This is a genomic window from Wolbachia endosymbiont (group B) of Ischnura elegans, from assembly GCF_947251585.1.
In the GTDB taxonomy this organism is placed as follows: Bacteria; Pseudomonadota; Alphaproteobacteria; order Rickettsiales; family Anaplasmataceae; genus Wolbachia.
Map to the genome: position 1 here is coordinate 1,999,856 of NZ_OX366371.1, position 19,649 is coordinate 2,019,504.

Consider the following 19,649-nt stretch of genomic DNA (forward strand, 5'->3'; position numbering starts at 1 on the left):
AAATATTTTTATGTTATATTATTAAATTATATAAAAAGGATTAGCTGAATAGGAGTAATCGATGGCACAGCAAGAAATGGTAACAATTAATGCAGAGTTACGTAATGTAAAAAAAAAGAAAGCGATGCAGGCTCTGAGGGAAAAGGGAAGTATACCTGCAGTTATATATGGTAAAGGGCATGATAACGTAAATTTGACATTGTCTTCAAAGGAATTTACTAAACAATATAAATCAGGTGCTCTTTCTGCACATTTAATAGAACTAGATATTTCAGGGAAAAAAGAATATGCTCTTGTTCGTGATATTCAATGGCATGTAGTAAAGGATACTGTGCAACATGTTGATTTTCAGTTTGTTGATAAAGGTAGTGAAATTAAAATAGATATACCTTTATCATTCATCAATGAAAGTAAATCACCAGGAATCAAATTAGGTGGAGTGCTTAATGTTTTGTGTCGTTCTATTACTGTCAAATGCTCTCCTGAGAAAATACCTCAAGTCATAGAAATTGATTTGTCTGGCAAAATGATTGGTCAGTCTATACATATCAATGATGTAAAATTGCCAGAAGGTGTTAAATTTGTAGCTCATGAGGAAGAAAATTTCACCATTGTCACAATTTCTGCTGCCGATAGTGATGTTGAAGAGACTCAAACAAAAACAGAGGAGTAGTGCATTTAATAGCTGGGCTTGGTAATCCTGGTAGTAAATATGAATTAACTCACCATAATATTGGTTTTATCGTTATTGACGCAATTTACAAATATTGGAACTTTCAGTCATTTTCTAAAAAAGCTGATTACTTGATAACCTCTGGCATAATTAACAATAATAAAGTTATGCTAATAAAGCCTTATTCGTTTATGAATAATTCAGGTATTCCTGTTGCAAAAATAAAAAATTTTTACAAATTATCGCTAGATAATATTGTTGTCATACATGATGATGCTGACTTGAAATTTGGAAGAATAAAAGTAAAAAAAGGTGGTAGTTCTGCTGGACATAATGGACTTAACTCTATAGATAGCTTTATTGGTAATGATTATTGGCGTTTAAGATTTGGAGTAGGCAGGCCTGAAGATCAGAAAAGCTTAGCAGATTATGTATTATCAAAATTTGAAAATTTTGATAATGTTATCCTCTTAGTGGAAAAAATAGCAAAAAATATACACCTAATGCTACAAGGAGATATCGCAGCTTTTATCAACTCAGTTGGGAGAGTGTGAAATATAGCAATTGAACAGGACATCCTATTCAATATAAAACTTGTATCCGTTCAGCAGGGTAGCAAAATAAGATAGACAAAAATATAGGAACAAATAGTCAGTGTGCAAACACACAGCTATACGAGTAACCGTTCACGCAATGGCGTCAACTTAAGAGCCTTCATTAGCAGACTCTCCTAAAGACATGATGGCGTTTAGGCTTATCAACTTTGTCCATTCACGGTATAAGAAAGTAGTTTACAAAAATTGCATAATTAGTATAAAAAACAATAAACTAGATAGATGAGGGGTTGATGATAGAGGTGCTACAAGAAAAGATTGTGGTATTGGAGTCAGAAGTTGGTACTCTGAAAGCAGAGAATGATAAGTTAAGGACAAAAATAATTGAGCTAGAGGATAAGCTGGGTTTAAATTCAAAAAATTCATCGCTGCCACCATCGCAAGATGTATATCGCAAAAAGACAAAAAAGAAGAGCGATAAAAAACCAGGCGGGCAGCCAGGACATGAAGCGCACAAGCGGGAATTGATGGTAGCAGATGAGGTGGTAAAATGTTCAATTGATACAATTTGCATGTGTGGAAGCCAAGTTATTTTAGAAGAAGAAACTGTGCATCAAAAGGTTGAATTGCCAAAAATTAAACCGATAGTGACTGAATATAGGCTACAAAAAGGCTACTGTAAGGCGTGTAAGAAAAGGATCTCAGCTAGTCTGCCTGAAGGTGTGACAAGGGATCTTTTAGGAGCTAATGCAAAAGCAGTAATTAGCAGTTTTAGTGGATTTTTTATCAATTCAAAAAGGGAAGTACAGCAAATTTTGAGCAGCATATTTAATCTGAATATAAGCCTAGGTTTGGTATCAAAGACCGAGGGTAGAGTATCAGAAAAATGTATATCTGAATACGAAAAAATAAGAGAAGAGCTACGGAAAAGCAAGTATTTACATATAGATGAAACAAGCCATAGGAACCAGGGAAAGAAAGGTTGGAGTTGGGTAGTAACGAATAAAACAGCAACACTTATGAAGTTAGTTGGATCTCGCGGAAAGAAGATATTAAAAGGGCTATTGCCAGAGTATGATGGAATAGTTATAAGCGATAGGTATGCTGCGTATAATTACTTTAATCGTGAAAACAGACAGATATGCTGGGCCCATTTAGCAAGGGACTTTGAAAGGTTTTTTTACAGTAAAAATGTTGAAGTGAGCAGAATTGGCGCAGCATTAAAATCGCTGAGCAACAGGGTATTTGTGGTAGATAGAGCACGTAAACAAAACCTGATAGACAATTTAAGATTTTTCCGGTTAATGAGGAAGATTCGAAAAAGGGTGAAACATTTTTTGCGAGAGATAACAAGGGTTGCAAAAGGAACTCAGGCCTCGAGAATGGCTGCCAATATACTACGTTCTGAAGATATGATGTGGAGATTCGTGCGCAATCCTGATCTGATCGAGACAACCAATAACCTTGCAGAACGTCAGGCTAGACGGTACGTCATTTATCGTAAAAATAGTTTTTTCACTTGGTCAGAACGTGGAGAAAAGTTCATTGAAAGAATGCTTTCGATATTTTTGACTGCACGTTTGAATGATCAGAATCCTGTCCAGAAACTACAGAATTTAGTCGCTATTCCTGCCTAATTGGGAATATTCCGTGAACGGTTACTGTTTAAGAGACAAAAAAAGGTAGTGAATTTTGGGCTAAAAGTGAAATGTACAGATTGTATAAAATAGTGCTCCCCGGGCCGGATTCGAACCAGCGACCAATTGGTTAACAGCCAACTGCTCTACCACTGAGCTACCGAGGAATAAACTGCTTTCAACTTATCACATTGAACGCCGATTGTAAACGATTTTTATGTAGACTTTAGACCTAGATATCATTCCAGTGCATGGAGCTGTAATCCAGTCTTTCTTACCAACAAAAACTTAGAATAACTTTTGTTCTTAAAAAATTTCTAGATTCCAGACTCATGTTTCAATGTTAAACAAGGTACAATAGAATTGAGTAGGGTAATTTCTAGGGAATTATTATATTCTAGAAAAAGTAAAATGTCACCCAGATAGACTAATGTACAAGGTAAGCTGAATGTCTATAAGGAAAAACAGCAAGGCATTTTAGGATTTGCTATAAATCGCATCAGGAGCTCAAGAGTACAGCTTACAATTACAGATAGGTATAGTTGAGTTTAAAGTAACTACATAAATTTACTACAATTTTCATACCTATAAGCTGCTATGCAACAAAGCCCTGTGTGGGTATAATTTTGACAGGATACAAAGCTTAATGGAGAAAGTTACGAACATCAGTGAAAAACATGGCAATTTTATTCTCATTTGCAGCTGCTATCACGTCTTGATCTTTCAATGAGCCACCTGGCTGAATTATAGCTGTAATTCCATGCTTTGCACTTTCTACTATACTATCTGGAAATGGAAAAAATGCATCTGAAGCAAGCGCTGCGCCTTTACATTTTTCACCTGCTTTTTTTACTGCAATATTCACACTATCTATTCTGCTTGTTTGTCCTGCACCGATGCCAATAGCACAACCGTCTTTTGCTATCACTATTGCATTGGATTTTACATGTTTACATATTTTCCAAGCAAAAATAAGATCTTCCTTCTCTTTTTTTGTTGTAGTGCATTCTGTCACTCGGTTTATTTCTTCTACTTTTACTGTATGGTTATTATTTTCTTGCACTAAGAACCCGCCAACAACATTTTTGATTTGATATTTTGCATTTTGCTGAAGAGATTGATGAATAATCACTCTTAAATTTTTCTTTTTTTGTAAAATTTTTAGTGCCTCATTGTTTACCGATGGTGCTATCACCACTTCCAAAAATATCTCGTTTAATTTCTCTGCTAGCTTTAAATCTATCTCCCGATTGAAAGCAACTATTCCACCAAAACTGCTTATTTCATCACATGATAGAGCTTTTTCATATGCTTTTAAAGCACTATCACTAACAGCAGCGCCACATGGATTATTGTGCTTTATTATCACTGCTGCAGGTTCTTGAAACTCAGAAATTATGTTAAGTGCAGACTCTATGTCGACTATATTATTATAGCTCAACTCTTTTCCATGTATTTTCTCCAGTGGATACTTGCTAAATTGATTGCTATAAAATGCAGCTTTTTGATGAGGATTTTCACCATACCTGAGTCCTTGTGCTTTACATCCATATAAAGTAAAAAACTCTGGTAACTCATTGCTTTTACCCTGTGATAAAAACCAATTGTAAATATTAGAATCATACTGTGCAGTCAGAGCAAATGCTTTAGTTGCTAGATGTTTTCTATATTCTAATGTTGTCTGATTGTTATTTTTGATCATCTCAGCTTTCAGTGTTTCGTAATCTTGAATGCTAGAAATCACTGAAGTGAAATGAAAGTTTTTTGCTGTAGCTCTAATTAAGGCTACTCCACCTATATCTATTTGTTCTATGATTTGCTTCTCACTTGAGTTGCTATTAACCGTTTTCCAAAATGGATATAAGTTAGTTATAAGCAGATCTATCGGCTTAATTTCTAGATTCTGCATTTCCTTTTCGTGCCTTTTTCGATCACAGAGTATTCCTCCATGAATTTTAGGATGTAAAGTTTTCACTCTGCCATCTAGTATTTCTGGAAATTGTGTGTAATCTGAAACTTCTTGCGTTTTTATTCCCGCACCTGATAGCACTTTATAAGTATTCCCTGTTGAGAGAATTTCTATTTGTTGCTGCATCAAAAACGATGCAAGTTCAATTATATTTGTCTTATCGTATACTGATATTAAAGCTCTTTTAATTTTCATATGGAAGGTTTCTTAAGATTATATCTAAGAAAAGAAAATTTGTCTATATATAGCTACTACGTCATACCACTGCGGTATCTCGTTGTAGATTCCGCTAACAAGCACATAGCTGTACGAACATTGTGATACAAGAGACCAAGAAAGATGTCATCCCAGTGCCCAGACACTGGGATCCAGAAAACTTCACTTTAAATGAGCACACCAGGTGGCTGTACAATAGAAACTGGATTCCAGTGTCAAGCACTGGAATGACACCATCTACTACTCAAATTACCTGCAAATTGCAATGTTCGTACACCAAAACGCGGTATCTTGTTGTAGATTCCGCTAACAAGCAGCGGAATACCAAATTGTAGAAGTTGCTTTAGCTCTCCTCACCCTCCTTTCAAAGTAGTCTATTCTATAAATTTTTTTGTTAAACTTGATTTTAAGCCACGAACAAAATCTTTAATATCGCAAGGATTTCTTCCTTCCATTTGTACAACTTTAGGAATTAAAGTACCACCTTTTAAACTTATATGCATATTATCATTAATGATCTCACCTTGTCCTGAAGTGAAGGCTTCAAATTCAGCATCAAGTATCTTGATACGTTTATTCTCTACCTTAATGAATGCTTTTGGATAAAATGCTTTAACCTTTCTATAAGCAATTTCACAGGCGTCACTTGCGTAAATTTTATAGTCTTTTACTTTGTCAGCATAGCACGCATCGTTATCGCTCTGTTTTAAGGGAACTTGCTTTTCAATTTCGTTTAGTACTTTCAGCAGTAAATCACTACCTAATTCAGACAATTTATCATACAACGTCTTATAATTATCGCTTTTTTCAATAAGAAATTTTTTCTGTTTTAAAATAGGGCCAGAATCTAATCCTTCATCTAGCTGCATAATGCTAACTCCGGTTTCTTGATCTCCGGCTAAAATTGTGTGCTGTATCGGAGCTGCACCGCGCCACCTAGGCAGCAATGATGGATGAATATTAATACAACCATATTTGGGAATATTTAAAATTTCTTTTGGAAGTATCAATCCATACGCAGCAACAACTGCAACGTCTGGCTTAAAATTTCCAAACTTTTCTTGCTCTATCGAAGATTTTAAAGAGGCAGGAGTACATACCTCTATGTCACTTTTTTCAGCAACGATGTGTACTGGGGATTTTGTTAACCTCTGCCCACGTCCAGAAGGTTTTGGAGCTTTGGTATATACTGCTACTATTTCACTCTGTAATTTCAATAGTAAGTTTAACGCACCAACAGCAAACTCCGGTGACCCCATGAAAATAATTCTCATGGTGTTTTTGCTTTAAGCTAACTTACTATTTACAATTTCTATTAATTTAGCAAAATCATCCTTATGATTAACAGCCATCTCAGCAAGAACTTTTCTATTTAAATCAATTTCAGCAAGTTTAAGACCATGCATAAATCTACCGTAAGTAAGTCCATGTTCTCTTACTGCTGCATTAATACGTATTATCCACAAACCACGAAAATCACGTTTACAGGTTCTTCTGTCTCTGTAAGCATATTGAAGTGCTTTTTCAACTCTTTGTAATGCAATTCTATAACAATTTTTTGCCCGTCCTCTATAACCCTTTGCTAGTTTCAATATTTTTTTATGACGAGCATGAGTAGTGACTCCACGTTTTACTCGAGCCATTTTTATTTTACCTCCATTTTGTTAAATACCATAAGGCATATAAAGCTTAACTATACGCGAGTCAGATTTACTAAGAATCGTCGTACCACGCTGATTACGAATATTAGATTTACTTCTCTTTACCATACCATGTCTTTTACCTGATTGAGTAGAGATGACTTTACCCTTAGCTGTAAGGTGAAAGCGCTTTTTCACAGAAGATTTGGTTTTTAATTTTATTTTCGTCATATTCTAAACAAATTTACAAACACCACTATTTAGTTCTTTATTAGTAATTAAGTATGAGTATAGATAATTTTATTAAAAAATCAAATTAAAATTGTATTTTAAAGCAGCTTGAATGTAATCACACCCAGTATATGTGTTATACCTTCTTTATCTCCAATTGGCAACAATACTTGCCTCATTTTAACACTTTCACTTTCTTCCTCTTCGTTAATTGAGCATTTACTCTCTATTACAGTCTCAAGTTTATCAATAACTGCATCTATTTTATATAGCCGCAAAAATGGTGCATCAATTGAATACTTATCATCGATGTACATCTTTTTTTCAAAACCATAGAATTCAATAGCTTTTTCTCCTGCATTTTCACAAATATAACCTCGATCTTTAACTTCAATGATAAAACAATGCTGCCATGACTCCATGATTTCTGCAGTGTCTATTTCATGTCTTTCTGGCCATTCTCTATCTGATCCTTTTATATCACTCCAATGTTGAGTAACTATATTCACTATTCTTCTTTCTTTGCCTGCATAATTTTCCATTCGAAATTCCACATATAAAACACAGATATGAGGTAAATTTATCGTGAATGTATTGATTTTTTCTTACTAAAGGATGTAGATTATTGAAAATTCTCATCCTGTTTACACAACAGGTAATGATAAATTAAGTATAATAATTAGAGCATAAAAATTATTAAATGAGGAAACTGTGAAATAAAAAAATTCTATTTTTGCAATATTTTGGCTAACGAATAGAATTAGTTCCACTTTCTAAAGTTATTGCACTTAATAAATAACTAGATGGAGTTTCTTCCTTAGCACTACTATGGCTTTTATTTTTTCTATTATAAAACCAACATTTAAATGGTACAGCTGCTGCGATAGCTGCTACCAAAGCTACTGCTACTGCTAACATACCTACTGTGAACACTATATTATTTTTCTCGTTTGAAGGTGTTTCCAATAATTTAAACCCTCTCAAGTTTGTATCATGAATCATAGGATTACCCAAAATATTCGTCGTATTTTGAACACTTTCTATATTTCGCATTGTAATTCCATTGCTAGCGTTTGATTTTTTCATTTCTTCCATTACTTGTTTTAAGTTTGGTAGTTCTGTTGTTGTATTTTCAATATCACCAGCTTCCAGCTTTTGCAAGTTCTCATTACTCAAAAACTCTTTGAGATACTTTTTATAAAACTCTTTGGCATTATATCTTTTATAACTTCGTATTTTCCCACTCTTGAGATCAGAAACAATATCATCAATCATCACTTTTGGATTTTCTGCATGCACTATTTCTCCTTCAGCAACAAGAATACGATAAGATGTATCGTCAAGCATACATACATACTTAAGTTTTAAATCACCTCCTCCCAATAGAAAATATATTGTTCTGTTTTGTTCTACATCTCGCAATTCTGATTCAATACTAATCCATCTATTCCTTTTTTCCTTATTGATTGATCTTTTTTTTCCTACAGTATTTTTAAATCTTCTTGACATATATGACCCCCAAGCTGACCAATATTTCCTTATGTATAAAAGATAAATTATTTAAGTCCACATCTTTTCACTAAGATTTTTATATTTTTATTATACTAAATAATACATATATTAATATCTGAATTTCTCATTGCAATTTATTATACCTTAGTAAAAACGATATAAAATTAGAGAAAGAGTTATAAAATTTTTTGTAAGACAGGAAAATTTCTTCTCCTTTGGTTCCAGAGCATATAAGTGCTGTAAGAGCTAAGTTGATGGCACTGTTGTGCCATCAAACTCTGGAATCTTACTCGACACTAATCTGAGAAGATAGATGTGCTACCGATGTAGCATTGCTGAGCAAAGATTCTATTTCTGATGTAGATCCGGAATGCTCAAGTTGAGCTTGTTCAGGAAGGTTTTTCATCGCTTTTTCAACATCGTAGCTACCTTCCCTATTTTTTCTATGCCATACAAAGTATCCTAATCCTGCAAAAGCTACTGCTAGCACTCCACCAAATATACCACCAGCAATCCCTGCTATTCCTATATACTGTCCTTCATTTATTTCGGGTAATTTAGGCCCTTCCACATCTGTGCTATTAAATATAGAATGATCTAACACTTCTTGTGAATTACTATCAAAACGGGAAACACTACTTATATCTTCAGGAGTAATTCCATAACTAGCATTTGATTCTTCTATTTCATTTATTACGTCATTAATCTCTTTAGTAGTTACTTTGCTTGATGCAAAATCGAATTCTTGTTTTGTTAAAGAAGCTGATTCGATAGTTACATCTTCCTGCATCTGATAATCAATTTCTTCAGTAGTAGATTCTCTCAATTGGCTATTTTCATCAGTTCTTTCTTTTAGCTTTTTTGAACTATCCTTACCCAATTCATCTACAAGGTTTTTTAGATATATTTTCTTAAATTCTCTATAATTATATTCTTTACCTTTTTCTATTTCTCCACTCTTAAGACCTAAAATAATTCCATCTATTGTCGATTCACGAATTGCTTGAGGAATGTCTATTGAATTTACTATTCCTGTAACCAAGCCTATCTCAGCTGCTCTAGAAGATATAGAGAGGTCTTTTACTGTTAAATTCTCTCCTTTAATTAAAAATTCTACTCTTCTGTTTTGTTTTATACTTTCCAAGTCAGATACAATTCTAATTGTTGGACCATCCATCTCCTGCTTATTTGTTGTTTCTCTCTTTCGCATGCTATTCTTAGTGTTTTGGAATTTTTTTGGCATTTCACACTCCTTAAATGAATTAATAAAAGTATTATTTGAATTAACAAATACTTCTCTATGTTAGTGGATAAAATATTTAAACCTATATCTTTTTATTAAAATTTTTATGTAAAAGTTACCTTTATTATACTAAGTAATGTATATATTAATATTTAGATTGATAAATTGATTTTACTTCTGTTACAACTTATTATGCATAGATAACCTCAGTAAAAACGATGAAGCTAAACGAAATTAGAGAAAGATTTATAAAATTTTTTGTAAATAATAATCATGAGCAAGTTCCTTCTTCTCCTTTGATTCCAGAGCATGATCCAACACTCATGTTTACAAATGCTGGTATGGTACAGTTCAAAAACATCTTTACCGGCACGCAAAAAACTGAAATGAAACGTGCCGTCTCAAGTCAAAAGTGTCTCAGAGCAGGTGGTAAACACAATGATCTTGAAAATGTTGGCTATACATCTCGGCATCACACATTTTTTGAAATGCTCGGAAATTTTAGCTTTGGTTATTACTTTAAAGAAACTGCGATAGAATTTGCGTGGAAATTTATTACTGAAGAATTGTCTCTTGATAAAAACAGACTATCCATAACTGTTTACCACACTGATGATGAAGCATATGAAATTTGGCGTAAGATAAGTGGCTTTTCAGATGATAAAATCATAAGAATTACAACAGATGATAACTTTTGGAGCATGGGCAATACTGGTCCATGTGGCCCATGTTCTGAAATCTTTTACGATCATGGAAATTCCGCTTTACATGAAGACGACAGAATTGTTGAAATTTGGAACCTGGTGTTCATGGAATTTAATAAAGATGAAGAAGGTAATTTACAAAAATTACCAAAAAAATGCATCGATACCGGAATGGGCCTTGAAAGAATAGCAGCTGTTATGCAGAACGTTCATGATAACTATGATATTGACCTATTTTCTGCTCTGGTAAGTAAATCGCAAGAGTACTGTGGAAATACGGAAAATAAAGTAGCTCATAAGATTATCGCAGATCACCTTCGTGCAGCTGCATTTCTCATCGCAGAAGGAGTGCTTCCTGGAAATGAAGGAAGAAATTATGTACTACGCAGATTGATCAGGAGAGCAGTACGTTATATCCACCTACTTGGATATAATGATTCTCTATTGAACCTTGTTTTTCCTGCACTCATAGATGGCACAAGTTTGGCTTATATGGGAGATGCTTATCCAGAGCTAATCAGAGCTAAAAGCTTAATAGAAACAACGTTAAAATCAGAGGAAGAAAACTTTAAAGACACTTTAATGAAAGGCATTAATCTCTTGGACAAATTCACTGCAGATTTAAAATCAGGTGACACTCTATCTGGAGAATCAGCATTCAAACTATATGACACTTATGGATTTCCTTTGGATATCACACTTGATATTTTGAAAGAAAGGAAAATAAATTTTGACCAAAAAGGTTTTGATAATGCAATGAAAGAGCAAAAAGAAAGAGCACGTGCTAATTGGACTGGATCTGGTGAAAAATCTGTTGAACAAGTATGGTTTAATTTAATCGATCAGTTTGGCAAAACGGAATTTGTTGGTTATGAACGTGATGAAGTAAAGGATGCAACAGTACTCGCAATAATTTCCTCTAAAAATGAAGTAATTGATTCTGCAAAAGAAGGAGAAAAGATAACTATTATACTTGATAAAACACCTTTTTATGGAGAGTCAGGTGGACAAGTGGGAGATATTGGAAATCTTATACAGTCTGATGGAAGTATGGTAACAGTCGAAAATACCAACAAGATTAATGAGTTGTATTTGCACAGGTGCGTCGGCTCAATTTGTAAAGGTAACACAGTTACAGCTAGTATTAATAAAAAAAGAAGACAAGACTTAAGAAGAAATCATTCAGCTACGCATCTTCTACACTTTGCACTCAGAAAAATCTTAGGTGATCACGTTACTCAAAAAGGTTCTCTAGTCGCACCAAATAGACTAAGATTTGACTTTAGTCACAATAAGCCAGTCACTCAGGATCAGCTGTCTTCAGTAGAAGATATAGTAAACTCTCTAATCAGAGAAAATCTTTCTACGTCCACAAAAGTTCAAGGTATGGATGAGGCAATAGACGAAGGAGCGATGGCCTTATTTGGTGAAAAATATGGTGATAATGTTAGGGTTGTAAAAATTGGAGATTCAAAAGAATTATGTGGTGGTACACACGTGGAGCGTACCGGAGAAATTGGTTTGTTTAAGATAGCAGCAGAATGTTCCGTTGCATCTCGAGTAAGAAGAATTGAAGCTTTAACCGGTCAAGAAGCAATTAATTATGTACGCAATAACGAAATTAGCTTAAAAAAAGTTGCAGAATGCGTAAAAGCACCAGTAAATGAAATAATAAATCGACTCAGTATTTTAAGCCAGGAGCGCAAAGAATTTGAAGTCAAAATAAAAAATCTTTATAAAAAGCTTATCAGTGTAGAAACTGTAAAAAGTACCGAAATAAATGGAATAAATTTCGTAAGCCACACTTTCAATAACGTTCCAGGAAGTATAATAAGGGAATTTGCTCTACAGCAACAAAAACCGAAAACTGTAATAGCCTTCATGGTAACAGAAAAGGATAAAACAGTTTTGATTGTCAAAGTAAGTAAAGATTTAACTAATAAGATCAATGCAAAAGAGCTAGTATCTACTGTAACCAGAAGGGATTGCGGTGGAAATGCCGAACTTGCCCAAACAGGCTGTGATAACAATAAAATAGATGATGCCATTACAGCAATCCATAGCAAAATAACAGCTTGCAAAAACTAATACACCCTACTACCTCGGTATCTTTTAACCGTGAACGGAATCGTCAAGGTATTATGCAAATAGGGGTAGAGAAGACTTAACTGTCAAATGAGCATATCAGGTAATAAGAACTGGATTACAGCTCCATGCTCTGGAATGACATCATTTTATTCATCAAAGTAGCAGCTTTATAACGGCAGTGCACAGAGGCGTCATCAAGTAGCCCTTCATTGTCATCCCAGTGTCAGCTACTCGGATGACACCATCATAGAGATCAGCTACTTGGATGATAAAAGTAAGAAATATCGAAGTGTTGTGCTAGACTTTATACCTCTTACATTCAAACTCACATAAATCATGAATTATGCATGTTTCACACGAAGGTTTTTGTGCCTTGCAAATGTATCTACCGTGTAAAACTAGCCAATGATGAGCATAAAGTAGGTATTTTTTTGGCACTACATTCAAAAGAGACTGCTCTGTTTTAAGTACATCTTTTTCTTTCACAAGCCCAACCCTATTGCTCACTCTAAAAACGTGAGTATCAACTGCCAATGTTGGAATACCAAGCCCTGAATTTAAGAACACATTAGCGCTCTTTCTCCCAACCCCTGGTAAAGATACCAAATCATCGAAATTAGTAGGCACTTTGCTATTGTACCGCTCAATCAATATTTTACTGAGCCCGATTATATTTTTTGCTTTAGAATTATATAAACCAATACTGCTTATGCATTTTCTCAGCTCACTTTGCCCAAGATTCAACATTTTTTCTGGCGTATCAGCGATACTAAATAGCTCCTTTGTAATTTTATTAACACTTATATCGGTCGTCCGCGCTGACAGAACTATTGCAACTAATAACGTAAAATGATTGGTATAATTTAGCTCTATTTTTGGCGCAGGATTTGACTGTTGAAATTTTTCAAATATTAATTCTACTTTTTTTGAGTCCATGCATAGAGCTAAAAGCTTATACTATACTGTTTGCTGTGCAAATTCAATTGCTCGAGGATGAGGTAGTCCTTCAGTATTAACATCAGACATATCAGTTTTTACCTCATCAAAATTCCTCTCAGCAAATTCGCTTGCCACTTTTTCAAAATACTTTCTAACAAGAGGCATAATTATCGGCATTAATAGCCTTCGTGGATCATACCGTCCTAACAGATCAGTCTCCTTTTGCACTCTATCTCTTGGATCTTCCTCAAGTAAATCTTTCATGTGTTTTTCAGTGTATATTTCACAACCTTTTGAAAATGTAGGACTAAATATCTCAGTAGCTAGCAGTGCTAACAATGACAAAGTACCAAATATTGTTACATCAACATAAAGACTATTAGAAATAAACCCTCTATCATCAAAGAACCTGTTCATAATCTTTTGAGGAGGAAAGAAGTAAAAGCAAATTTGTAGGCTAGTATTAAGTTTACGCTCGCAATTTTTCCAAAGTCGCCTACATTTTTCCAACCAGGCAAAAGAAGATCTCTCAACAACCCATCTTTTTGGCAATACAGCAAAGGTGCTTCACCTCAACAGTTGCACCAATAGTTACTTTCATCTGTGTTGCAAAATTTTCTCCAGTGTAGCCTGCATCAACCAGTATGTTTTTAACTTCAGAGAGACTTTCTTTAGCATTTTTAACCATTGTCAAAGCACTGCTACGATCAGTTATTTCTGCCGTTGTTATATGAATTGCGTGTGTCAAACCTTGTGTATCAACTGCGATATGACGCTTTATTACTGAAATTTTCTTGCCAGCATCATAACCTTTTTCTTCAGCAGTATCGGTATTTTTTACACTTTGGGCATCAATGATGCAGAAGCTTGTTTTGGTATTCCGACCACTGTTCTCTCCAACCAATTTTTTTAAGACAATTTCTAGAACATTTTCTCTATCTTCATTCGTTTTTTTACTCCATTTCTTGAAGTAATCGTAAAAATTTCGCCATCTTGGAAACTCTTTTGGAAGCATTCGCCATTGACAGCCATCAACTATGTTTTTTAAAATTTTTTGAATTTAGTCTCATTTGTTGATAATTTTGTATTTTTATTCAATTGAAAAATGTATTTTGGCAACAAAAACCCTAGTTTATACAGAAAGAAATTTATATCAAACAGCAAGCACTGCTTAGATTTTATGGTTAACGAATATGTGCTTTAAATGTGTGTAGACGCACATATTCGTTAACCTATTTTCTATACAGATTTTTTATTTCATATTAATTGCTTCTTTAAGTCTTGCATTGGCAATTACTATGATTTTTCGCATTAGAGCTGTTATAGCTACCATCTTCTTTTTACCTCTACCAATAAGATCAGAATAAAAAGCACCAAGTGCAGATTTAGATCTTGCAGCAGCCATAGCAGCTGTGAAAAGCTTTGCACGAACATTGCTCCTACCACCTGTTATCCTTCGGTAACCAATAGTTTTACCGCTTTCTTTTGGATGTGGAGCAACTCCAGCAAGACTTGCAACTTCTTTTTTGTTTAGGTGGCCAAGTTCTGGCATTAGACACACAAAAACTTGTGATAACTTGAGACCTATTCCTGGCACTGTTCTCAAGATCTTTTGACGCTTTTGTAACTCTGGATTTTTATCAATAATTCTTTGTATGGCATCGTTGAACTCATTTATCTGACTGGTAAAAAAGTCTATTGTTTTTTGGCAACTTTCCTTTATATAGTCGTTTTCAGGTGCTGCAAGCCTACATTTCTCTTGAGTTCTCATTTGTGTAATGTCATCACGACGTTGACAGAGTGCAACTAAGGCGGTTTGTTCTTTTGACATAGGCACAAATAGAGATAGAGCACTATAGCGTTCAAAACCATATTGAGCAAGGGCTCTTGCATCTGATTGATCTGTCTTTGCTAAAGTTCCATGTGATATGATAAAACTTTTTACTTTACGAGTATTAGCTCGATGTACAGCAACATTCTTATCAACAAGAAAATGTGCTAAGCCAAGCTCATATTTTCCAGTGTTTTCTAAAGTTACTAGAGAATTAGGTAGGATATCTGAAAATTTTTGAAACAACTGTTGCCAACCAGTAGCATCATTGTCAAACTTGATAGCGCTCCTTTGGTTATAAGCTGCAGCAACATTTTTAAATTTTCCGATATCAATGCCAATGAAATTTTGATAAGATGTAATCATAATAAATAACCTCGATAGTTTAATTAATTTAAGATTGTAAACGGGTGCATACATATGTCCCATGCAACTATTCAAACGTATCGAGAGATGGGGCTAGTTTACCTTGATGGCTACGGTTGTAATACCAACTTTCATTCGGTCGCACACGCCCGTGATAGCCCTATTCCTATAGTGAGTAGGGTTATCTTTCCCTCTTATCTCTTTTATATCACATTTTTAACTTACAACTTTCATTTGCTTCTTTTACTTTAGCATGAGAAGTTAATGCATCAAAAAACTCAGGGCTTACCAAGGCATGAATTCCAGTCATATATTCACCACTTAGATTATCTTCTATGTGCCGGAGTACTTCCAGACACTTACGTTTTACGTCAGTTGTTGCTGTTCCAAGGGCAAAATTTACTACTTTTGGTGTTATTTCAAATTCGTTGTACAGATTTAATAATTCTGACCCATCAGCATCTAAAATTATTCCTTTGAGCGCTCCCATTCGCAAATGCTCTAATGTTATTGCATGTTTGTTTCTCATTAGCTGCAAATGATCAGTTATTACATCTGCCAGCGCTTTAAGTTCACTCTCTGATCCAAATGCCCTTATTCCTTGTACTTCTTCTGGCAGCACTACATCATCATGCGGAATGTGCGGAATCGTAAATGTTCTTACCTTTCTTTTTCCTCTTTTTCCTACTGTTGCTGGTGCTCCGGGTACTTGCGTTGGTAGTAAACTTAACACTCCGTTGTGTTCTTCTATGGTAATATGTCTAAATCTTACTGATCTACTTGGAAACAAATTTAAATTTTCAACACGTCCATAATTTATCGGCAATATATTCATCGCATTTGTTAGTGCCGTCATGCTAAATGCTGTATTCGTAAATGGATTTTGCATTCTTTTTCCCCCTTATTAATTTAAGTTACACTCCCTTGCGGACAATGATCCCTCGTCCTTCAAGTTGCTTTATTGCTGCAGCTTTTTGCTCTTCAGTGATACTTGTTGGCCACACAATTGCATGATCTGCTAGCATTGCACCACGAGCAATAATTACTGCTTTGGCATTTTCTGTCGCATTTACATCACTTACTATTGCACCTATTGCTGTTTGTGTACCATCTGTGGCAGTTGGATTTATTATCTTAATCATGTTATCCTTATCACTACCAACAACTGTACCAAGTTTAAGATTTTGTCCCTTGGCTACCGTTATTTGGTCTCTTGAATATAGACTTGATGCCTCATACTTTAATAAGTCACCTAGATTATTTTGTTCGATTATACAACTCATAAAATTTCCTCATTTATTTTGTAACCGTTCACGGATTGTGAGAATGAATTAAAGAACTAAGCAGTGACAGCTACTAGATTCTGTAGCTTTTGAAAGGGGTTCTGGCCATTTAGACGTGATGTCAAAAATATCGACAACATTCTTTCCACGAATCTTTCTCCACGTTCTGACCAGGTGAAAAAGCTGTTTTTACGATAAATTACGTACCGTCTAATTTGCCGTTCTGCAAGGTTATTAGTTGTTTCTATCACTTCAGGTTTTCTTAAAAACTTCCACATCATATCCTCAGATCGTAACATCTTAGCGGCCATTCTTGAAGCTTGAGTGCTATTTGCAACCCTCGTCATTTTACGTAAAAAATGTTTTACCCTTTTCCGAATTTTTCGCACCAGTCGATAAAATCTCAAATTATCTATCAAATTTTGTTTTTTTGCCTTATCTACTACAAACACCTTATTGCTGAGCGATTTTAGTGCTTGGCCAATTTTGCTCACTTCAACATTTTTACTATGGGCAAATCTCTCAAAATCTCTTGCCAGATGTGCCCAACATATCTGTCTATTTTCACGATTGAAGTAATTGTATACAGCGTATCTATCGCTCACAACTATACCATCATATTCTGGCAGTAAACTCTTCAACACCTTCTTACCACGAGACTCGCTTACCTTCAGAAGTGTCAACGCTTTGTTTGTTATTACCCAACTCCAGCCTCTCTTTCCTTGATTTCTGTGCCCTGTTTCGTCTATATGCAAATACTCGCTTCCTTGCAACTCTTCCTTCATTTTCTCATATTCAGATGCACACTTCTTCGATACCCTGCGTTCAGTATTTGAGACTAAACCAAGGCTTATATTTAGATTAAAAATACTGCCCAAAATTTGCTGTACCTCTCTTTTTGAGTTAATAAAAAAGCCGCTAAGGCTGCTTATAACTGTTTTAGCATTGGGTCCTAGAAAATCTCTTGCAACACCTTCGGGTAAATTTGCTGTAATTCTTTTATTACATACTCTTATATGTTAAAAACAAGTCTTTATAAATGTCACGAAATGGCGGTATAAAGACACGCAGAGAGGAGGAACCGTACATACTCTTGGTCATAAGGACCGTTTTGCAGCAAGGTTCTCCTCTCTGGTTTATTATACTGAAAGTTCCGAACAACTGGTTGAGCTTTTAGGCTCGTATATAAGGGTGGAAAATGCAGTATACACATTATTTATGGGTAACCGTTCACGCAATGGCGTCAACTTAAGAGCCTTCATTAGCAGACTCTCCTAAAGACATGATGGCGTTTAGGCTTATCAACTTTGTCCATTCACGGTATAAGAAAGTAGTTTACAAAAATTGCATAATTAGTATAAAAAACAATAAACTAGATAGATGAGGGGTTGATGATAGAGGTGCTACAAGAAAAGATTGTGGTATTGGAGTCAGAAGTTGGTACTCTGAAAGCAGAGAATGATAAGTTAAGGACAAAAATAATTGAGCTAGAGGATAAGCTGGGTTTAAATTCAAAAAATTCATCGCTGCCACCATCGCAAGATGTATATCGCAAAAAGACAAAAAAGAAGAGCGATAAAAAACCAGGCGGGCAGCCAGGACATGAAGCGCACAAGCGGGAATTGATGGTAGCAGATGAGGTGGTAAAATGTTCAATTGATACAATTTGCATGTGTGGAAGCCAAGTTATTTTAGAAGAAGAAACTGTGCATCAAAAGGTTGAATTGCCAAAAATTAAACCGATAGTGACTGAATATAGGCTACAAAAAGGCTACTGTAAGGCGTGTAAGAAAAGGATCTCAGCTAGTCTGCCTGAAGGTGTGACAAGGGATCTTTTAGGAGCTAATGCAAAAGCAGTAATTAGCAGTTTTAGTGGATTTTTTATCAATTCAAAAAGGGAAGTACAGCAAATTTTGAGCAGCATATTTAATCTGAATATAAGCCTAGGTTTGGTATCAAAGACCGAGGGTAGAGTATCAGAAAAATGTATATCTGAATACGAAAAAATAAGAGAAGAGCTACGGAAAAGCAAGTATTTACATATAGATGAAACAAGCCATAGGAACCAGGGAAAGAAAGGTTGGAGTTGGGTAGTAACGAATAAAACAGCAACACTTATGAAGTTAGTTGGATCTCGCGGAAAGAAGATATTAAAAGGGCTATTGCCAGAGTATGATGGAATAGTTATAAGCGATAGGTATGCTGCGTATAATTACTTTAATCGTGAAAACAGACAGATATGCTGGGCCCATTTAGCAAGGGACTTTGAAAGGTTTTTTTACAGTAAAAATGTTGAAGTGAGCAGAATTGGCGCAGCATTAAAATCGCTGAGCAACAGGGTATTTGTGGTAGATAGAGCACGTAAACAAAACCTGATAGACAATTTAAGATTTTTCCGGTTAATGAGGAAGATTCGAAAAAGGGTGAAACATTTTTTGCGAGAGATAACAAGGGTTGCAAAAGGAACTCAGGCCTCGAGAATGGCTGCCAATATACTACGTTCTGAAGATATGATGTGGAGATTCGTGCGCAATCCTGATCTGATCGAGACAACCAATAACCTTGCAGAACGTCAGGCTAGACGGTACGTCATTTATCGTAAAAATAGTTTTTTCACTTGGTCAGAACGTGGAGAAAAGTTCATTGAAAGAATGCTTTCGATATTTTTGACTGCACGTTTGAATGATCAGAATCCTGTCCAGAAACTACAGAATTTAGTCGCTATTCCTGCCTAATTGGGAATATTCCGTGAACGGTTACATT

At 35.0% G+C, this 19,649-nt stretch carries 16 protein-coding genes, 1 tRNA gene and 4 pseudogenes; 6 read left to right on the forward strand and 15 right to left on the reverse strand.

Annotated features, from left to right (window positions below; all coding sequences use genetic code 11):
* Window positions 1-61: 61 nt before the first annotated feature.
* The 3 genes from OPR58_RS10275 (at window position 62) to tnpC (OPR58_RS10285) (ending at window position 2,864) form a co-directional block, all read left to right on the forward strand.
* Window positions 62-673 (forward strand): 50S ribosomal protein L25/general stress protein Ctc, encoded by a 612-nt coding sequence (locus OPR58_RS10275; protein ID WP_320109892.1) that lies wholly within the window; start codon window positions 62-64, stop codon window positions 671-673.
* On the forward strand, window positions 673-1,227 hold the full coding sequence (pth, locus tag OPR58_RS10280; protein WP_265022627.1) for an aminoacyl-tRNA hydrolase: 555 nt from the start codon (window positions 673-675) through the stop codon (window positions 1,225-1,227). Before OPR58_RS10275 ends, pth begins: the two co-directional genes overlap by 1 nt.
* A gap of 293 nt (window positions 1,228-1,520) precedes the next feature.
* Window positions 1,521-2,864 carry an IS66 family transposase gene (gene tnpC / locus OPR58_RS10285; protein ID WP_265022247.1) on the forward strand — a complete coding sequence of 448 codons (1,344 nt, stop codon included), beginning with the start codon at window positions 1,521-1,523 and terminating at the stop codon, window positions 2,862-2,864.
* Between the two features lie 95 nt (window positions 2,865-2,959).
* On the opposite strand, the gene OPR58_RS10290 is transcribed toward tnpC (OPR58_RS10285), so the two are convergent.
* Window positions 2,960-3,031: transfer RNA gene (locus OPR58_RS10290), tRNA-Asn, on the reverse strand.
* 476 nt (window positions 3,032-3,507) lie between these two features.
* Window positions 3,508-5,028 (reverse strand): bifunctional phosphoribosylaminoimidazolecarboxamide formyltransferase/IMP cyclohydrolase, encoded by a 1,521-nt coding sequence (gene purH, locus OPR58_RS10295; protein ID WP_006013536.1) that lies wholly within the window; start codon window positions 5,026-5,028, stop codon window positions 3,508-3,510.
* A gap of 152 nt (window positions 5,029-5,180) precedes the next feature.
* On the opposite strand from purH, the pseudogene OPR58_RS11355 reads away from it, so the two are divergent.
* Window positions 5,181-5,336 (forward strand): annotated as a pseudogene (locus tag OPR58_RS11355) (WPE palindromic element domain-containing protein); the annotation flags it as partial.
* An 87-nt stretch (window positions 5,337-5,423) separates the two neighbouring features.
* Here OPR58_RS11355 and fmt read toward each other — a convergent pair.
* The 6 genes from fmt to OPR58_RS10330 form a co-directional block, all read right to left on the reverse strand.
* Entirely contained in the window at window positions 5,424-6,323 is a 900-nt protein-coding gene (gene fmt, locus OPR58_RS10305) for a methionyl-tRNA formyltransferase (RefSeq protein WP_064085375.1), read from the reverse strand.
* A 12-nt stretch (window positions 6,324-6,335) separates the two neighbouring features.
* On the reverse strand, window positions 6,336-6,692 hold the full coding sequence (gene rplT, locus OPR58_RS10310) for a 50S ribosomal protein L20 (protein WP_265022628.1): 357 nt from the start codon (window positions 6,690-6,692) through the stop codon (window positions 6,336-6,338).
* A 21-nt stretch (window positions 6,693-6,713) separates the two neighbouring features.
* Entirely contained in the window at window positions 6,714-6,920 is a 207-nt protein-coding gene (gene rpmI, locus OPR58_RS10315; protein ID WP_010402777.1) for a 50S ribosomal protein L35, read from the reverse strand.
* Window positions 6,921-7,018: 98 nt separating this feature from the next.
* Complete coding sequence (locus OPR58_RS10320; RefSeq protein ID WP_265022629.1) at window positions 7,019-7,462, reverse strand: PAS domain-containing protein; 444 nt, start codon at window positions 7,460-7,462, stop codon at window positions 7,019-7,021.
* A gap of 205 nt (window positions 7,463-7,667) precedes the next feature.
* On the reverse strand, window positions 7,668-8,429 hold the full coding sequence (locus tag OPR58_RS10325) for a hypothetical protein (RefSeq protein ID WP_265022630.1): 762 nt from the start codon (window positions 8,427-8,429) through the stop codon (window positions 7,668-7,670).
* A 289-nt stretch (window positions 8,430-8,718) separates the two neighbouring features.
* The gene (locus OPR58_RS10330) at window positions 8,719-9,675 is read right to left on the reverse strand and encodes a hypothetical protein (RefSeq protein ID WP_265022631.1); all 957 of its coding nucleotides are present in this window, start codon (window positions 9,673-9,675) and stop codon (window positions 8,719-8,721) included.
* A gap of 218 nt (window positions 9,676-9,893) precedes the next feature.
* Between OPR58_RS10330 and alaS the strand changes: the two genes are divergently transcribed.
* The gene (gene alaS / locus OPR58_RS10335; RefSeq protein ID WP_265022632.1) at window positions 9,894-12,467 is read left to right on the forward strand and encodes an alanine--tRNA ligase; all 2,574 of its coding nucleotides are present in this window, start codon (window positions 9,894-9,896) and stop codon (window positions 12,465-12,467) included.
* Window positions 12,468-12,764: 297 nt separating this feature from the next.
* On the opposite strand, the gene nth is transcribed toward alaS, so the two are convergent.
* The 7 genes and pseudogenes from nth to tnpC (OPR58_RS10370) all read right to left on the reverse strand — a co-directional run bounded on the left by nth (window position 12,765) and on the right by tnpC (OPR58_RS10370) (window position 17,902).
* Window positions 12,765-13,403, reverse strand: coding sequence for an endonuclease III (gene nth, locus OPR58_RS10340; RefSeq protein ID WP_265022633.1), 639 nt, complete (start codon window positions 13,401-13,403; stop codon window positions 12,765-12,767).
* A 21-nt stretch (window positions 13,404-13,424) separates the two neighbouring features.
* Window positions 13,425-13,796, reverse strand: a pseudogene (locus tag OPR58_RS10345) (molecular chaperone DnaJ); the annotation flags it as partial.
* Between the two features lie 23 nt (window positions 13,797-13,819).
* Window positions 13,820-14,436 (reverse strand): annotated as a pseudogene (locus tag OPR58_RS10350) (IS5 family transposase); the annotation flags it as partial.
* 222 nt (window positions 14,437-14,658) lie between these two features.
* Window positions 14,659-15,603, reverse strand: coding sequence for an IS110 family RNA-guided transposase (locus OPR58_RS10355; protein ID WP_265022222.1), 945 nt, complete (start codon window positions 15,601-15,603; stop codon window positions 14,659-14,661).
* 229 nt (window positions 15,604-15,832) lie between these two features.
* A pseudogene (locus tag OPR58_RS10360) lies at window positions 15,833-16,492 on the reverse strand (major capsid protein); the annotation flags it as partial.
* Between the two features lie 25 nt (window positions 16,493-16,517).
* On the reverse strand, window positions 16,518-16,886 hold the full coding sequence (locus OPR58_RS10365) for a head decoration protein (protein WP_265022635.1): 369 nt from the start codon (window positions 16,884-16,886) through the stop codon (window positions 16,518-16,520).
* Between the two features lie 56 nt (window positions 16,887-16,942).
* A complete protein-coding gene (gene tnpC / locus OPR58_RS10370) occupies window positions 16,943-17,902 on the reverse strand; it encodes an IS66 family transposase (protein WP_320109902.1) in 960 nt (319 codons plus the stop codon).
* A gap of 375 nt (window positions 17,903-18,277) precedes the next feature.
* Here tnpC (OPR58_RS10370) and tnpC (OPR58_RS10375) point away from each other — a divergent pair, with 375 nt between their 5' ends.
* Complete coding sequence (gene tnpC / locus OPR58_RS10375; protein WP_265022247.1) at window positions 18,278-19,621, forward strand: IS66 family transposase; 1,344 nt, start codon at window positions 18,278-18,280, stop codon at window positions 19,619-19,621.
* Window positions 19,622-19,649 lie beyond the last annotated feature (28 nt).

Bases quoted from the DNA above. Each gene is read 5' to 3' on its own strand.
- OPR58_RS10275 (WP_320109892.1), top strand. From the start codon at position 62: ATGGCACAGCAAGAAATGGTAACAATTAATGCAGAGTTACGTAATGTA.
- tnpC (WP_265022247.1), top strand. From the start codon at position 1,521: ATGATAGAGGTGCTACAAGAAAAGATTGTGGTATTGGAGTCAGAAGTT.
- purH (WP_006013536.1), bottom strand. From the start codon at position 5,028: ATGAAAATTAAAAGAGCTTTAATATCAGTATACGATAAGACAAATATA.
- fmt (WP_064085375.1), bottom strand. From the start codon at position 6,323: ATGAGAATTATTTTCATGGGGTCACCGGAGTTTGCTGTTGGTGCGTTA.
- rplT (WP_265022628.1), bottom strand. From the start codon at position 6,692: ATGGCTCGAGTAAAACGTGGAGTCACTACTCATGCTCGTCATAAAAAA.
- rpmI (WP_010402777.1), bottom strand. From the start codon at position 6,920: ATGACGAAAATAAAATTAAAAACCAAATCTTCTGTGAAAAAGCGCTTT.
- OPR58_RS10320 (WP_265022629.1), bottom strand. From the start codon at position 7,462: ATGGAAAATTATGCAGGCAAAGAAAGAAGAATAGTGAATATAGTTACT.
- OPR58_RS10325 (WP_265022630.1), bottom strand. From the start codon at position 8,429: ATGTCAAGAAGATTTAAAAATACTGTAGGAAAAAAAAGATCAATCAAT.
- OPR58_RS10330 (WP_265022631.1), bottom strand. From the start codon at position 9,675: ATGCCAAAAAAATTCCAAAACACTAAGAATAGCATGCGAAAGAGAGAA.
- alaS (WP_265022632.1), top strand. From the start codon at position 9,894: ATGAAGCTAAACGAAATTAGAGAAAGATTTATAAAATTTTTTGTAAAT.
- nth (WP_265022633.1), bottom strand. From the start codon at position 13,403: ATGGACTCAAAAAAAGTAGAATTAATATTTGAAAAATTTCAACAGTCA.
- OPR58_RS10355 (WP_265022222.1), bottom strand. From the start codon at position 15,603: ATGATTACATCTTATCAAAATTTCATTGGCATTGATATCGGAAAATTT.
- OPR58_RS10365 (WP_265022635.1), bottom strand. From the start codon at position 16,886: ATGAGTTGTATAATCGAACAAAATAATCTAGGTGACTTATTAAAGTAT.
- tnpC (WP_265022247.1), top strand. From the start codon at position 18,278: ATGATAGAGGTGCTACAAGAAAAGATTGTGGTATTGGAGTCAGAAGTT.